This is a genomic window from Actinokineospora spheciospongiae, from assembly GCF_000564855.1.
Lineage (GTDB): Bacteria > Actinomycetota > Actinomycetes > Mycobacteriales > Pseudonocardiaceae > Actinokineospora > Actinokineospora spheciospongiae.
In genome coordinates this window covers 1-14,256 of sequence record NZ_AYXG01000008.1, presented here as the reverse complement: position 1 = coordinate 14,256, position 14,256 = coordinate 1, and the positions used below count along the sequence as shown (strand labels likewise).

The 14,256-nt window shown below is 74.2% G+C and carries 14 protein-coding genes; 5 read left to right on the top strand and 9 right to left on the bottom strand.

Annotated elements, in window-relative coordinates; translation table 11 throughout:
- Positions 1 to 132: 132 nt before the first annotated feature.
- From UO65_RS01515 to UO65_RS01480, 8 genes are all read right to left on the bottom strand, one after another.
- Positions 133 to 1,197: a ferrochelatase gene (locus tag UO65_RS01515; RefSeq protein ID WP_035277950.1), complete on the bottom strand. Its 1,065-nt coding sequence runs from the start codon at positions 1,195 to 1,197 to the stop codon at positions 133 to 135.
- A gap of 15 nt (positions 1,198 to 1,212) precedes the next feature.
- Positions 1,213 to 1,980, bottom strand: a complete 768-nt coding sequence (fabI, locus tag UO65_RS01510) for an enoyl-ACP reductase FabI (protein WP_035277948.1) — start codon at positions 1,978 to 1,980, stop codon at positions 1,213 to 1,215.
- 44 nt (positions 1,981 to 2,024) lie between these two features.
- A complete protein-coding gene (fabG, locus tag UO65_RS01505; protein WP_035277947.1) occupies positions 2,025 to 2,750 on the bottom strand; it encodes a 3-oxoacyl-[acyl-carrier-protein] reductase in 726 nt (241 codons plus the stop codon).
- Positions 2,751 to 2,893: 143 nt separating this feature from the next.
- Positions 2,894 to 3,877, bottom strand: coding sequence for a VWA domain-containing protein (locus tag UO65_RS01500; RefSeq protein WP_035277946.1), 984 nt, complete (start codon positions 3,875 to 3,877; stop codon positions 2,894 to 2,896).
- A complete protein-coding gene (locus UO65_RS01495) occupies positions 3,874 to 4,755 on the bottom strand; it encodes a DUF58 domain-containing protein (RefSeq protein WP_181400239.1) in 882 nt (293 codons plus the stop codon). Before UO65_RS01495 ends, UO65_RS01500 begins: the two co-directional genes overlap by 4 nt.
- Before the next feature lie 89 nt (positions 4,756 to 4,844).
- Complete coding sequence (locus UO65_RS01490) at positions 4,845 to 5,906, bottom strand: AAA family ATPase (protein ID WP_052020421.1); 1,062 nt, start codon at positions 5,904 to 5,906, stop codon at positions 4,845 to 4,847.
- Between the two features lie 102 nt (positions 5,907 to 6,008).
- The gene (locus UO65_RS01485) at positions 6,009 to 8,921 is read right to left on the bottom strand and encodes a PEP/pyruvate-binding domain-containing protein (RefSeq protein WP_063935857.1); all 2,913 of its coding nucleotides are present in this window, start codon (positions 8,919 to 8,921) and stop codon (positions 6,009 to 6,011) included.
- A gap of 19 nt (positions 8,922 to 8,940) precedes the next feature.
- Complete coding sequence (locus tag UO65_RS01480) at positions 8,941 to 10,023, bottom strand: alkene reductase (RefSeq protein WP_035277941.1); 1,083 nt, start codon at positions 10,021 to 10,023, stop codon at positions 8,941 to 8,943.
- A gap of 156 nt (positions 10,024 to 10,179) precedes the next feature.
- Between UO65_RS01480 and UO65_RS01475 the strand changes: the two genes are divergently transcribed.
- Positions 10,180 to 10,668: a MarR family winged helix-turn-helix transcriptional regulator gene (locus UO65_RS01475; RefSeq protein ID WP_035277940.1), complete on the top strand. Its 489-nt coding sequence runs from the start codon at positions 10,180 to 10,182 to the stop codon at positions 10,666 to 10,668.
- A gap of 83 nt (positions 10,669 to 10,751) precedes the next feature.
- Here UO65_RS01475 and UO65_RS01470 read toward each other — a convergent pair whose 3' ends face one another.
- A complete protein-coding gene (locus tag UO65_RS01470) occupies positions 10,752 to 11,333 on the bottom strand; it encodes a TetR/AcrR family transcriptional regulator (RefSeq protein WP_035277939.1) in 582 nt (193 codons plus the stop codon).
- 89 nt (positions 11,334 to 11,422) lie between these two features.
- Here UO65_RS01470 and UO65_RS01465 point away from each other — a divergent pair, with 89 nt between their 5' ends.
- Genes UO65_RS01465 through UO65_RS01450 form a run of 4 tightly spaced genes read left to right on the top strand, consistent with a single transcriptional unit; the run spans position 11,423 to position 14,053 of the window.
- Positions 11,423 to 11,998 (top strand): dihydrofolate reductase family protein, encoded by a 576-nt coding sequence (locus UO65_RS01465; protein ID WP_035277937.1) that lies wholly within the window; start codon positions 11,423 to 11,425, stop codon positions 11,996 to 11,998.
- 10 nt (positions 11,999 to 12,008) lie between these two features.
- Positions 12,009 to 12,548: an AAA family ATPase gene (locus tag UO65_RS01460; protein ID WP_035277935.1), complete on the top strand. Its 540-nt coding sequence runs from the start codon at positions 12,009 to 12,011 to the stop codon at positions 12,546 to 12,548.
- A 31-nt stretch (positions 12,549 to 12,579) separates the two neighbouring features.
- Positions 12,580 to 13,173 carry an RNA polymerase sigma factor gene (locus UO65_RS01455; RefSeq protein WP_035277934.1) on the top strand — a complete coding sequence of 198 codons (594 nt, stop codon included), beginning with the start codon at positions 12,580 to 12,582 and terminating at the stop codon, positions 13,171 to 13,173.
- Positions 13,166 to 14,053: a hypothetical protein gene (locus tag UO65_RS01450; protein WP_035277933.1), complete on the top strand. Its 888-nt coding sequence runs from the start codon at positions 13,166 to 13,168 to the stop codon at positions 14,051 to 14,053. The genes UO65_RS01455 and UO65_RS01450 overlap by 8 nt, the downstream gene beginning before the upstream one ends.
- Positions 14,054 to 14,256: the final 203 nt, after the last annotated feature.

Below are 14,256 nucleotides of genomic sequence, written 5' to 3'. Positions count from 1 at the left end.
GGCCCCGGCCAAACACATCCACCCAGCCGGGCACCACCCACACAAAGACCGGGCACCACCGACAAATAACCGGGCTTTGAACCAAAGCCACGGCAGAGCACACCCACAAACCCAGCAGGGCACGCCCGGAGGTCAGCTCGCGGGGCGGCCCTGACCCGCCTGCGCGGGAGCCGGGCGGCGGACCGGTTCGCAGCAGGCGACCGCGCACGGGGCGCCGTTGAGCGTGCAGCCGCCGACCGGGAAGTCCGACAGCTTGCGCGCCTCGGCCCCGGCCAGGTGTTCGCGGACGAGTTCCACCACCAGTTCGGCGAACCGGGGGTCGCCGTTCGGGGTGGCGGCGCGGGCGAAGGCCATGCCCAGTTCCTCGGCCTTCTCCTTGGCCTCGGTGTCGAGGTCCCAGACGACCTCCAGGTGGTCGCTGACGAACCCGACCGGGCACACCAGCACCGCCCGCACCCCGTCGGCGTGCAGCGCCTCGATGTGGTCGACCACGTCGGGCTCCAGCCACGGGATGCGCGGCGGACCCGACCGCGACTGCCACACCACGTCGAACCCGTCGGCGCCCACCTCGGCGGCCACCAGCCGGGCGGCTTCGGCGACCTGCCGGGAGTAGCGGCGGCCACCTTCCTCCGGCGGGCCCGCGGCGCGGTCGGCGGAGTCGGGCACCGAGTGCGCGGTGAAGACCAGCCGGTACCCCTCGGGCAGGTCGGCGGCGGCGGCGCGCACGGCGTCGGCGAAGGCGGAGACGAACAGCGGGTGGTCGAAGAAGTGGCGCAGCTTCACCAGGTCGGGCGCGTCGTCGCCGACCGACTCGCGGGCGCGGGCGATGTCCTCGTCGTACTGGCGGCAGGCCGAGTAGCCGCCGTAGGCGCTGGTGGGGAACACCAGCGCGGAGCGGACGCCGTCGGCGGCCATCTCCGCGACGGTGTCCTCCACCATGGGGTGCCAGTTGCGGTTGCCGAAGTACACCGGCAGGTCGATCCCGGCGGCGGCCAGTGCGGCGCGGACGGCGTCCATCGCCTCCCGGTTGAGCCGGTTGATCGGCGACACGCCGCCGAAGTGCTGGTAGTGCTGCTCCACCTCGTCGAGGCGTTCCGGCGGGACCCCGCGCCCCCGGGTGACGTTCTCCAGGAACGGGCGGACGTCGGCCGGGGACTCGGGGCCGCCGAAGGACAGCCACAGCAACGCGTCGGTCATGTGCGCAGTTCTAGCTCACATGCCCAGCGCGTGCACGCCGCCGTCGACCCACACCATGGAGCCGGTGGTGGCGGGCAGCCAGTCCGACAGCAGCGCGCAGACCGACTTGGCGACCGGGGTGGCGTCGTTGACGTCCCAGCCCAGCGGGGCGCGCTCGCCCCAGGCGTCCTCCAGCTCCTTGAAGCCGGGGATGGACTTGGCGGCCATGGTGCGCACCGGACCGGCGGCGACCAGGTTCACCCGGACGCCCTTGGGGCCCAGCTCGCGGGCCAGGTAGCGGTTGGTGGACTCGAACGCGGCCTTCGCCACGCCCATCCAGTTGTAGGCGGGCCAGGCGACGCGGGCGTCGAAGTCCAGGCCGACGATGGACGAGCCGGGGCCCAGCAGCGGCAGCGCCGCCACCGCCAGCGACTTGAGCGAGTACGCCGAGACCTCCAGCGCGACCGCGACGTCCTTCCACGGGGCGTCCAGGAACGGCGCGCCCAGGCAGGACTGCGGGGCGAACCCGATGGCGTGCACCACCCCGTCGAGGCCGTCGACGTGCTCGCGCACCGCGTCGGCGAGGCCGGCGAGCTGCTCGTCGTTCTGCACGTCGAGTTCGATGACCGGGGCGGGCTTGGGCAGGCGGGTGGCGATCCGCTGCACCAGGCTCATCCGGCCGAAGCCGGTGAGCACGACCTCGGCGCCCTGCTCCTGGGCCGCCTTGGCGACGTGGAACGCGATCGACGCGTCGGTGATCACACCGGTGATCAGCAGCCGCTTGCCTTCGAGCAGACCGGTCATGGCCGGGAGTCCTCCTGGAACGGTGTTACGGGACGGGGTGGTGGTCAGTGGCCCATGCCGAGGCCGCCGTCGACCGGCAGCACCGCGCCGGTGATGTAGCCCGCGGCGGGCGAGGCGAGGAAGGTCACCGCGGCGGCGACCTCCTCGGGCTGGGCGTAGCGCCCGGCCGGGACCGAGGCGAGGATCTGCTTGCGCCGGTCCTCGGTGAGCGTCTCGGTCATGTCGGTGGCCACGAAGCCGGGGGCCACGACGTTGGCGGTGATGTTGCGCGAGCCCAGCTCCCGGGAGATGGAGCGGGCCATGCCGACCATGCCCGCCTTGCTGGCCGCGTAGTTGACCTGACCGGGCGAGCCCATCAGGCCCACCACCGAGGAGATGTAGACGATGCGCCCCGCGCGGGCCCGGAGCATGTTGCGGGTGGCGCGCTTGGTCACCCGGAACGCGCCGGTCAGGTTGGCGTCGAGGACGCGGGTGAACTGCTCCTCGTCCATCCGCATGAGCAGCGTGTCGTCGGTGATGCCCGCGTTGGCCACCAGCACCTCGACCGGCCCATGCTCCGCCTCGACCTCGGTGAACGCCGCGTCGACCGCGGTGGAGTCGGTGACGTCGCACTTCACGCCGAACAGCCCCTCCGGGGCGCCCGAGCCGCGGTGGGTGATGGCCACCCGGTCGCCCTGGGCGGCGAAGGCCCTGGCGATGGCCAGTCCGATGCCGCGGTTGCCGCCGGTGACCAGCACCGAGCGACCGCCGGAATTGTTGGAACCGTCCATCAGTCTTCCCCTTGCGCCCCTCGACATCATCCGCCGTGAGGCTAGCGGCCTTCGCTGACGTATGACCGGTGACCCCGCTGAGGCCACGCGGCCTCCGGCGCCGAAGCGGCGCCTGAGCGGTGGTCGTCCCAGGTGGTCGCCGGTCAGGGCAGGCGCTGGCCGATGACCAGGGAGCCCGCCGCGGACAGCAGGGCCAGCAGGGTGCCGAGGATGAGCCACGGCCTGCTCGCGTCGGCCTGCTTGACCTCGTAGCCGATCTGCTCGCCGAGGGTGTCGTAGACCTTGCGCAACTGGTCGGCGGTGGCGGCCCGGTAGAAGTCGCCGCCGGACAGTTGGGCGATCTCCTCCATGGCCTCGTCGTCCACGGCGACCGACTGGGGGCGGCCCTCGATCTCGACCGTGCCGTCGGCGGTGCCGAAGGAGATGGTGGTGATCGGGATCTTCTTGTCGGCCGCCGCCCTGGCCGCGGTGAAGGAGCCGCGCGAGTCGTCCTCGGACTCGGTGGGGATGGTCTGCTTGCCGTCGGACATCAGCACGATGCGGGCGGGCGGTGGGCCCTCCGGTCCGCCGACGACCGAGGAGAAGCCCTCGATCGACTGGAGCGCGGCGAAGATCGCCTCACCGGTGGCGGTGGACTGGGCCAGCTTGAGGTTGTCGATCGACCTGGCCACCCCGGCCCGGTCGGTGGTCGGGGCGACCAGCACGGTGGCGGTGCCCGCGAAGGTGATCAACCCCAGGTTCACCCCGGGGGTCAGGCCCTCGGCGAAGGACTTCGCGGCGACCTTGGCAGCCTCCAGCCGGGTCGGGGCGACGTCGGTGGCCTCCATCGACAGCGACACGTCGATGACCAGCACCACGGTGGCCCGGTTGCGCGGCACCTTCTGCTCGGCGGTCGGCCCGGCCATCGCCACGGTGAGCAGCACCAGCGCCAGGATCAGCACCACCGCGGGCAGGTGCCGGGTGAGGCCCTGCCGCTTGGGGGCGACGCGTTCGAGCAGTTCCAGGTTGGTGAAGCGCAGGGTGCGCGTGCGCAGGGTCTTCTGCACCAGCACGTACCCGGCGGCCAGCGCGGCCACCGCGAGCAGCACCAGGAACCACCAGGGGGAGGTGAACCCGCTCAGGCTCATGCCGCACCCCCCGACCAGCGGCGCTTGCGGGAGACGACGAAGCGCACGGTGTCGGCGATCCAGTCCGAGTCGGTGCGCAGCACCAGGTGCCCGCTGCCCGCCCGGCGGATGCCGGAGGCCACCTCGGCGCGGTGCTCGGCGGCGGCGGCGGCGAACTCCTTGCGCAGCAGCGGCGAGGCGGTCACCTCGCGCTGGCGCCCGGTCTCCGGGTCGGCGAGCACGACGGTGCCCACGTCCGGCAGTTCGACGTCGCGCGGGTCGACGATCTCCACCGAGATCAGCTCGTGGCGCAGCGACAGCGCGCGCAGCGGTCGCTGCCAGTCGGTGTCGCCGAGGAAGTCGGAGACCACCACGGCCAGGCCGCGCCTGCGCGGGGGCCTGCGCAACTGCTCGACCGCGCTCGCCAGGTCGCCGCGCACGCCCTCGGGGGCGCGCTGGACCTGGGCGACCTTGCGGACCAGGCCGCGGGCGTGGGCGAGGCCGCCCCGGGCGGGGACGCGGACCAGTTCGGCGCCGGTGGAGATGAGCGCGCCGATGCGGTTGCCGCCGCCGCGGGTCAGGTGGGCGATGGCGGCGACGGTGGCCACGGCCAGGTCGCGCTTCTCGCAGGCGGCGGTGCCGAAGTCCAGGCTGGCGGACAGGTCGACCACCAGCCAGGTCTCCAGCTCGCGGTCGGCCACGGTCTCGCGGATGTGCGGGGTCGTGGTGCGCGCGGTGACCGCCCAGTCCATCCGGCGCACGTCGTCGCCGGGGGCGTACGGGCGGGCCTCGCCGGGTTCGGAACCTGGTCCGGGGACCAGGCCGAGGTGGTTGCCCTGGAGCAGGCCGTCGAGCCTGCGCCGGACGTCGATCTCCAGCAGGCGCAGGCCCGCTTCCATCCGGTCGCCGCGCAGCACCGGCGGCGCCCAGTCCGGCCGGGGGGTCCCGGAGTCCTCGGGGCCTGCCCCGCGGTTCCCAGAGGAAGCCACTACCTACCCGCCACCCCGGCGGGCGCGCCGTTCTGCGGCCGGGCCGAGACCTGCGGCAGCGGCACGGTCTGCAACACCCGGGAGATCATGTGCTCGATCGGCACGCCGTCGGCGAGCGCGTCGTAGGACAGGACCAGGCGGTGGCGCAGCACGTCGGGCACCACGTCGACCACGTCCTGGGGCAGCACGTAGTCGCGGCCGCGGACCAGGGCCAGGGCGCGCGCGGCGGCGACGATGCCCAGGCTGGCGCGCGGGGAGGCGCCGTAGGCGATCCAGCCCGCGACGTCGGTGAGGCCGTGCTCGGCCGGGGTGCGGGTGGCCAGGACCAGGCGCACGGTGTAGTCGACGAGCGCGTGGTGGACGAACACCGACGAGGCCACGCCCTGCAACCGCTTGAGTTCCTCGGGGGTGAGCACCTGCTGCGGCTGCGGCGGCGCGACGCCCATCCGGTAGACGATCTCGCGCTCCTCCTCGACCGTCGGGTACTCCACCAGGATCTTGAACAGGAAGCGGTCGCGCTGCGCCTCGGGCAGCGGGTAGACGCCCTCGTTCTCGATCGGGTTCTGGGTGGCGAGCACCAGGAACGGGTCGGGCATGGGGAAGGTCTGGCCGCCGATGGACACGTGCCGTTCGGCCATCACCTCCAGCATCGCCGACTGGACCTTGGCGGGGGCGCGGTTGATCTCGTCGGCGAGCACGAAGTTGGCCACGACCGGGCCCAGCTCGACGTCGAAGCGCTCCTGGCCCTGCCGGTAGATGCGGGTGCCGAGGATGTCGGCGGGCACCAGGTCGGGGGTGAACTGCACGCGGGAGAACGAGCCGCCGACGACCTTGGCGAAGGTCTCCACCGCGAGGGTCTTGGCCACGCCGGGCACGCCCTCCAGCAGCAGGTGCCCCTTGGCCAGCAGTCCGACGAGCATCCGCTCGACCAGCCGGTCCTGCCCGACGATGACGCGCTTGACCTCGAACACGGTCCGCTCGAGAAGCTGGGCGTCCCGCGCGGGCGTCGCCGCGGACGACTCGCTCGTGAACTCGGCCTGACCGGGCTCGGTCACCGGCATCCTCCTTATGGACGGTCATTCCACCGAGGTCCAGCAAACCCGACGAGCGGTGAGAGCGCTGTGAACTCCATCCCGCGAACTCCGTCCCCCCGGACCGGGACCTCAGCCCCCGAACCGGCGCAGGTCCTCCGGGGTGTCGATGTCGGCCGCGGCGCCGCCGGGGTCGGGCACCCGTGCGGCGGGGAGGCCGCCGAGGACCCGGCGCAGCGACATCCCGGCACCACCGGCGGGGACGGCGGCGCGCAGCACCCCGAGCCGCCACGCGCTGAGCAGCCACTGCTCGCGCCCGGCACCGTCCACGAGCACCGCCCCGCACTCCCCCACCTCGCCCGCCAGCCGCGCCACGATCGTGTGGTCCACCGCGGGCAGGTCGGCGGCGAGGAGCACGGTGACGGTGCGCTCGGGCAGGTCGGCCAGCACGTCGAGGGCGGCCCGCAGCGCGGCCACCGGTCCACCGCCGGGCGGGTCCTCCCGCGTCCACTCCACCGGCCGGGGTAGCTCGCGCTGCGGTCCGACGACCACGGTCCGCGCGCCGTCGACGGCGGTCACGGCCCGTTCCAGCAACGAGCGCCCGGCCACGACCAGCCCCGGTTTGTCGACCCCGCCGAGCCTGCTGCCGGACCCGCCCGCCAGCACGACCGCCGCGCGGGTGTCCGGAGAGGACGACCCGCCCAGCGCGGTGACCGTGCCCGCGGCGCCGTCCACCCGGACCCGGGTGCCGGTCACCAGCCGGGTCGTGGCGTCACCGCAGCCGACCACGGCGGGGATGCCCAGTTCCCTGGCGACGATCGCGGCGTGCGACAGCGGTGCGCCGACGTCGGTGACGACCGCCGCCGCCCGGGAGAACAGCGGGGTCCAGCCGATGTTGGTCACCGACGTCACCAGCACCTCCCCCGGCCGCAGCGCCGCCCCTTCCTCCACAGTGGACAAGACGCGCACCGGTCCCTCGGCGACCCCGCCGGAACCGGGGAGCCCGGTGACGTCCGGGCCGCCCGGAATCGGGTCCTGTCGCGCCGAATCCCGTTGTGCCGCCCACGAAACCGGGTCGAACCGGCCGCGCAGCACCGTCGGGTAGGGCGGGAGCGCGCGGTAGCGGTCGTACGCCACGCGCCGCCCCGGCACGGCCGCGAACGGCGTCGGGTCGCCGTCGAGGACGGTCAGCAGTTCCGGCAGGGAGAGGAAGAACACGTCGTGGCCGCGCCCGGTCAGTTCCCCCGCCCGCACCCAGAAGGCGCGCAGCACCGAGAACACCCGCACCATCTCCGACCGCGCCAGCTCCCGCCCGCGCGCCGCCTCCGTCGCCTTCGCCAAGGGGCGCCGCAGTTCCCGCTCCGCGCCGGGGTGCCGGGCCCACACCCTGGCGCGGGCCTCGGCCTGGGCGCGCAGGCGTTCCTCCGGGTCGCCCTCGGCGGTGGCCAGGGCGCGGTCGAGCCAGTCCGGGTCCTCGGCCGGGCGCGGCGCGGACAGCTCGAACTCGTCGGCGCAGCGGTGGCCCCAGGCGTCGAGGTAAGCGGTGCGGTCGAGGCGACCCGCGCGCAGCCGGGCCAGGCCCAGTGCCGGGCCGAGGCTGACCAGTTCGTCGGAGTCGGTGTGCAGGCCGGTGGCGAGGACCGCGGCGTCATCGTCGCCGACCCGGGCGCGCAGCCTGGCGTGCGCCGCGCCGGGTCCGCCCTGCCGGGCACCCGCGTCGAAGGTGCGGCAGGTGCGGAACAGCAGGTCGTGGCCTTCCGCGCGCCACAGCCCGACCAGGTCGGCCGGGGTCGGGGCGGTGGTGATCCGTTCGCGGAGCCGGGCACAGCGGGCGGGGTTCGCGGCCACCAGTGCGGGCAACCGACGCCGGTAGCGGACCGATTCGACGCCCGCCACGATCGCCGTCCGCAGCGCGGCGCGCAGCAGCGCCGGTCGCGCCATCGGCAGCGGCGGGACGTCGGCGGGGATCGGACCCAGGGTCTGCGCCATGGCCTTGCGGGCGAACCGGCCGAGGCCGAGCGCGCCCGCGACGGCCAGGGCCGCGCTGAGGTTGAGGTAGAACCGGCCGCCGACGATGCCGTTCACCGGGTGCCCGCCGACCGGGGGCGGGGCCAGGGTGCGCACCACCGACCAGGTGGCCGGGGTCATCACCCCGGGCACGGCCTCGCCCAGGTTGGCGCAGGTCCACAGGTAGTCGCCGCGGGTGGTGTCGTTCCACTCGCGGGCCTCGGCGGCGGCGCCGGTGACCGGCCGGGCCTGCAGGATCGCGAAACCGTCGCGGTGCCGCGCCCACTCGACGTCGGACGGGCCGAACCGCTCGTGGACCAGGGCACCGAGGGCGGCCAGTTCGACGGTCTGCGCCTCGGTCAGCACCGGGGCGCGGCGCAACCGGTCCGGCACCGGCTCCACCGCGGTCCCGCCGGGGACGCGCACCGTGCGCAGCGCCTTGTCGCCGATGACCCGGCGCGGCCGCGGCCCGCCGACGACGTAGGTGTCCGGGGTGGTCGAGCCGTCGACCACCGACTCGCCCAGCCCCCAGCCCGCGTTCACGACCACCCCGTCCGCGCCGGTCACCGGGTCGACGGTGAACAGCACCCCGGCCGACTCGGCGTCGACGAGTTCCTGGACCACCACGGCCATTTCGGCGTGGTCGATCCCGGCCCGCTCCCGGTAGGCCACGGCCCGCGCGGAGTCCAGCGACGCCCAGCACCGCTCGACCGCCGCGAACACCTCCCCGGCCCCCTCGACCCCCAGGAACGTGTCGTGCTGACCGGCGAACGACAGCCCCGGCAGGTCCTCCGCGGTCGCCGACGAGCGCACGGCCACGGCGGGCGACCCGAGCCCCGCGTACGCGGCGGCGACCGCGTCCCGGACCTCGTCGACCGCGGCCGGGTCGGCCCGGCGGCGGAAGGCGGCGGTGGTGACGACGAACCCGGCGGGGACCGGGACCCCGGCCCGCACCAGTGCCGTCAGCGCCCGCGCCTTCCCCCCGACCCCAGCCGACCCGACTTCCTCCGACAGCGGTATGACCAGTGCTTCCCCCATACCGCCCAGTGTCCCGGGATCAGGCGTTCTCGACCACCAGGGCCGGGTAGTCGGTGTAGCCGCGCTCGTCGCCGCCGTAGAAGGTGGCCGTGTCGGCGGGGTTGAACGGGCCGCCCGCGGCCAGTCGGGCGGGCAGGTCCGGGTTGGCCAGGAAGAGCTGCCCGAAGGTGATGACGTCGGCCACGCCTTCCTCGACCAGCGCCAGCGCGTCGGGACCGGTGGCACCGCCGGGGGTGGCCGGGTTGAGCAGCAGCGTGCCGCCGAAGCGCTCGCGCAGGTCCAGGGTCAGGTCGCGCTGCCCGGGGGCCTCCGCCACGTGCAGGTACGCCAGGCCCAGCGGGACCAGGGCGTCGACCAGCGCGGTGTAGGTCTCGACGTGGCCGTCCTCGACGATGTCGTTGAACGGGTTGGTCGGGGAGATCCGCAGGCCCACCCGGTCGGCGCCGATCGCGGCGGTGACCGCCCGCGCGACCTCGACCACGAGCCTGGTCCGCCCCTCGACCGAGCCGCCCCACTCGTCGGTGCGCGCGTTGGCGTTGGTGGAGAGGAACTGGTGCAGCAGGTAGCCGTTGGCGCCGTGCAGTTCCACACCGTCGAAGCCCGCGGCGACGGCGTTGCGGGCCGCGTCGGCGAACCCGGCGATGGTCTCGGCGATGCCGTCGCCGTCCAGCTCGACCGGCGCCTCGAACGTCTGCGGCCCCGCCGCGGTGTAGACCTGCCCGGCGGCGGCGACCGGGGACGCGCCGACCGGGTGCAGGCCGTCGGGCAGCAGGCTGGCGTGGCCGATCCGGCCGCTGTGCATGAGCTGGGCGAAGATCACCCCGCCGCGGGCGTGCACCGCGTCGGTGACCGCGCGCCAGGCTTCGACCTGCTGCTCGGAGTGCAGGCCCGGGGTGTCGGGGTAGCCCTGGCCGACGGCGGTGGGCTGGATGCCCTCGGTGATGATCAGGCCCGCGCTCGCCCGCTGCGCGTAGTACTCGACGGTGGCGGCGGTCGGGGTGTTGCCGGGGCCGTGGGCGCGGCTGCGGGTCATCGGGGCCATGGCGACCCGGTTGGCGAGGGTGCGGCCCGCGAGGTCGATGGGGTCGAAGGCGGTGCTCATGGTGGCTCCTCCACGCTGCGCTCAGGATTTACCTGATCGAACAGGCAAATGCCCGGCCCTCTTCCCGCCCCCGGTCATTTATGAGCCACCTCACCGGCTGTTGACAAACCGTTCCACCATGTGGCAGATCCCTGTCCGAACAGCTAAAGTCGATCCATGGCCCAGGACCCGCCCGGCCCGGCGACCGCGCCGCTGCCCGGCGCGGCCCGCGGCGGCCCGATCAGCCACGCCGTCTTCCGCGTCGCCCGGTTGCACCGGCTGCTGGCCGGGCGGCTGCTGCGCCAGGTCGGCCTGCACCCCGGCCAGGAAACCCTGCTGATGCACCTGTGGGAGTCCGGCCCGCAGCGGCAGACCGACCTGATGGCGGTGCTGGGCTCGGACTCGGCCACGGTCACCCGCACCGTGCAGCGGCTGGAGCAGGCCGGTTTCGTCCGCCGCGGCCCGTGGCCCGGCGACCGCCGGGCCACCCTGGTCGAGTCCACCCCGGCGGGCAACGCGCTGCGCGCGCGGGTGGAGGAGAGCTGGCGGGAACTGGAGCAGATCACCGTCGCGGGCATGGACGGGGCCGAGCGGGACACAGCGCTGTCGGTGCTGACCCGCCTGGAGGAGAACCTGCTCGCGGAGTGCCCGGAGAACCGCCGCTGAATGCCCGGTCTCCACTTGGCCGTGCACGACCAGGTCGACGATGGGGCGTGGCCGCGGGTGCCCGGTCGCAGGCTCGGCCCGGTTCATGTTCGCGGCGGGCGGGTCAGGCGGTCGACCAGCGCGGTGACCAGGTCGTGGCGCTGTTCCGGCGTGAACAGGTCGGGGAGCGTGAGCCGTTCCATGATCAACCAGTTCAGGGCCAGCCACAGCGACACCACCGCGGCCGAGTCACCGGGGAGACCGGACTGCTCGTGGTAGCCGGTGTTCGCGTCGAGGTCGGCCCGGATGCGGCGGGTCAGCACCTCCCGCAGTCCGGGTCGACGGGTCGCCTCCAGGCGCAGTTCCAGCAGGGCCAGGAAACCGGCCGGGAACGCCGCCACCCGACCCACCAGTTCGTGCATGAGCTCGGCGAGCTTCGCCCGGTCGCGCGGCCCGGCCAGCCCCGCGGCGAGTACCGCCTCGTCGGGGGTCAGCCGTTCGTACACGCGCTCCCCCGCCTGGGTGAGGATGTCGTCGCGATTGGCGAAGTAGTTGGACGCCGTGCCCGCGGGCACCTGCGCCCGCCGGTCGACCGACCGGAACGTCAGACCCCGCGCGCCCTCGTCCGCCAACACCTCGATCGCGGCGTCGAGCAGCGCCGCCCTCCGGTCCGGGTTGCGTCGCACCTTGAAACCACTCCATCCGTAGTGCTAACTTTCAAACCACTACAGCCAAAGTACTACAGCCGGAGTTGTTCCGGAGGATTCGAGGCCCCGTGCGCGAGCTCGTCTACTTCATCGCCGTGTCCATCGACGGCTTCATCGAGGGCCCCGGTGGCGAGACCGACTTCTACCCCGAGGCACCGGACATGGTCGACCACCTCCGCACCCGGTTCCCGGAGACCATGCCGACCCACCTGCGCGAACCCCTCGGCATCGACGGGGCGGCCAACCAGCGGTTCAGCTCCGTGGTGATGGGGCGCGGCACCTACCGGCCCGCGCTGGACGCGGGGATCACCAGCCCGTACGCGCACCTGCGCCAGCACGTGGTGTCCCGATCCCTGCCGGAGATCGCCGACCCCACCGTCGACCTGGTTCCCGGCGACCCGATCGGCCTCGTGCGCGGGCTCAAGGCCGAGACCACGGCAGGCGACATCTGGTTGTGCGGCGGCGCCGACCTGGCGGGCCAACTCCTGCCGGAGATCGATGAACTGGTCATCAAGCGGTACCCGGTCGTCGCGGGCGACGGGAAGCCGATGTTCACCGGACCGTTCCGACCCCGCCCGTTCGCCCCCGTGGAAGCGCTGACCTTCAGCCACGGCGGGACCATCACCACCTACCGGCCTGCCTAGGGTCCCGGGGGTGCGCAGGGTGATCGTGACCGGCATGACCGGTGCGGGCAAGACGACACTGGCGACCGCCCTCGCGCACCGCCTCGGTCTGCCGTTCACCGAGCTGGACACCCTCGCCTTCGAACCGGACTGGGTCGAGCGCGCGGCGTACCGGACCGACGTGGAACGGCTCGCCCGCACCGGGGGGTGGGTCGTCGACTCCCACGGCACCCCACCGGTCCGCGACCTGCTGTGGTCACGGGCCGACACGGTCGTGTGGCTGGACTACGCACGCGGGCTGGTCACCCGCCGGGCGTTCACCCGTTCGCTGCGCCGCAGCCTGCGCCGCGAGCGGATCTTCAACGGCAACGTCGAGCGCTGGCGGGAGTGGCTGAGCCCGGACCACCCCGCCCGCTCGGCCTGGTCCGGCCACCCCGCCAGGCGCCTGTACCTGGCGGCCAGGCTCGCCGAGGACCGGCACGCCCACCTGGACGTGGTCCACCTGCGCACCCCGGCCGAGGTGACCGCCTGGCTGGCGACCGTGAACCCGATCGGGGCCCGGGGCGAATAGCGGGGGACACCGCGTCCACGAGAGGCCGCCCATGACAGCACCCCCGCAGCACCCGGACCCGCCCGACGGGGCGGTGATCGGCGCGTCGCTGACCGAGCCATCCCGGTTCGCGCTGGTCTTCGACCGGCACGCCCCGGCCATCCACCGCTACCTGGCCCGGCGCCTGGGTGCCCAGGCCGCCGACGACCTGGTCGGCGAGACGTTCCTGACCGCGTTCGGGGTCAGGGCGCGGTTCGACCGCGACCGGCCCGACGCCCGCCCGTGGCTGTACGGGATCGCCACCAACGTGGCGAACCGGCACACCAGGGCCGAGGCCAGGGAGTTCCGGCTGCGCCAGGCGCTGCACCCGGAACCGCACGACCCCGGCCCGGCCGACCGGGTCGCCGCCGGGGTCACCGCGCGCGCCGAGGTCGTCGGCGTCGGCGACGCCCTGCGGGCGCTGTCCCCCGGCGACCGGGACGTGCTGCTGCTCTTCGCCTGGGAGCAGTTGGGGTACGAGGAGATCGCCGCCGCCCTCGCCATCCCGGTCGGGACCGTCCGGTCCCGGCTCAACCGCGCCCGCCGCAAGGTGCGGGCCGCGTTCGGCGCCCCCGACACCACCCTCCAGGAGGCCTCCCGTGGATGACCTGACCCTGATCCGCGACTTCGCGGGCGACGCCCCGCCCGCCGACCGGGCGACCCTCGCCGCCGCCCGCGAGCGCCTGCTCACCGAGGCGGCCCACCCCCGCCGCACCCGCCGCCTGGTCCCCTGGATCGGGGGCACCGCCGTCACCGCGGCGGCGGCGGTCGCCGCGGTGGTGAGCCTGCTCCCCACCGCTCCCGCGCCGACCCCACCCGGGGTCGGCGCACCCCCCGTCGCGGGCGCACCCGCCGACGCGGACCCCGCCTCGGTCCTGGTCCTCGCGGCGGCGTACGAGCGCACCCAGCCCGACGTCGTCCCCCGCCCCGACCAGTTCCTCCACCTCCACAATGGCGCCTACCGCGCCTGGTTGTCGATCGACGGCACCCACGACGGCCTGATCGACACCGGCGACGGCCACCCCGTCCCCGCTCCGGGCTGCCGCGACGGGGCGGCGGTGGTGCACAAGGGCAACACCGCGATCGGCACCGAGCCGTGCGAGCCGCGCCCCGCCTACGACCCGGACATGCCCACGACCGGGGAGGCGATGGTCGCCCACCTCAACGCCGAGGTGTTCAACGACCCCGGCAACCCCAACTCGGTGGGCAAGGACGTCCTGTCGCTCTTCGAGTCCACCTACCTGCGCCCCCCCGCCCGCGCGGCCCTGTTCGAGGCGGCGGCGACCCTGCCCGGCCTCACCCTGGCCGACTCCCCCCCGGTCGACGGCCACCCCGCGGTCGCGATCGGCTGGTCGACCGACAGCGGTCACAACGGCCAACTGCTCTTCGACGCGGCCAGCAACGAATACCTCGGGTTCCGGACCGGGAACACCGAGGTGTCCCGGTCGACCCAGACCATTGTGGACGCGGTGGGCGAGACCCCTTAGGGCCGCCCTCAAAGCCAGCCCCCACGAACCGCCGGCCCGGCCAAGCAGAGACCCGGGCGGGTGGACCCGCTTGATCAGCCGACCGCCCCGACAACCGCCAGCAGGCCAAGCAAACGCCCGGGTGGGTGGATGTCCTCAACGCAGGCCGGCCACCCCGAGAACCGCCGGCCCGGCTACGGCCCTGCCCGGGTGGGTGGATGTGT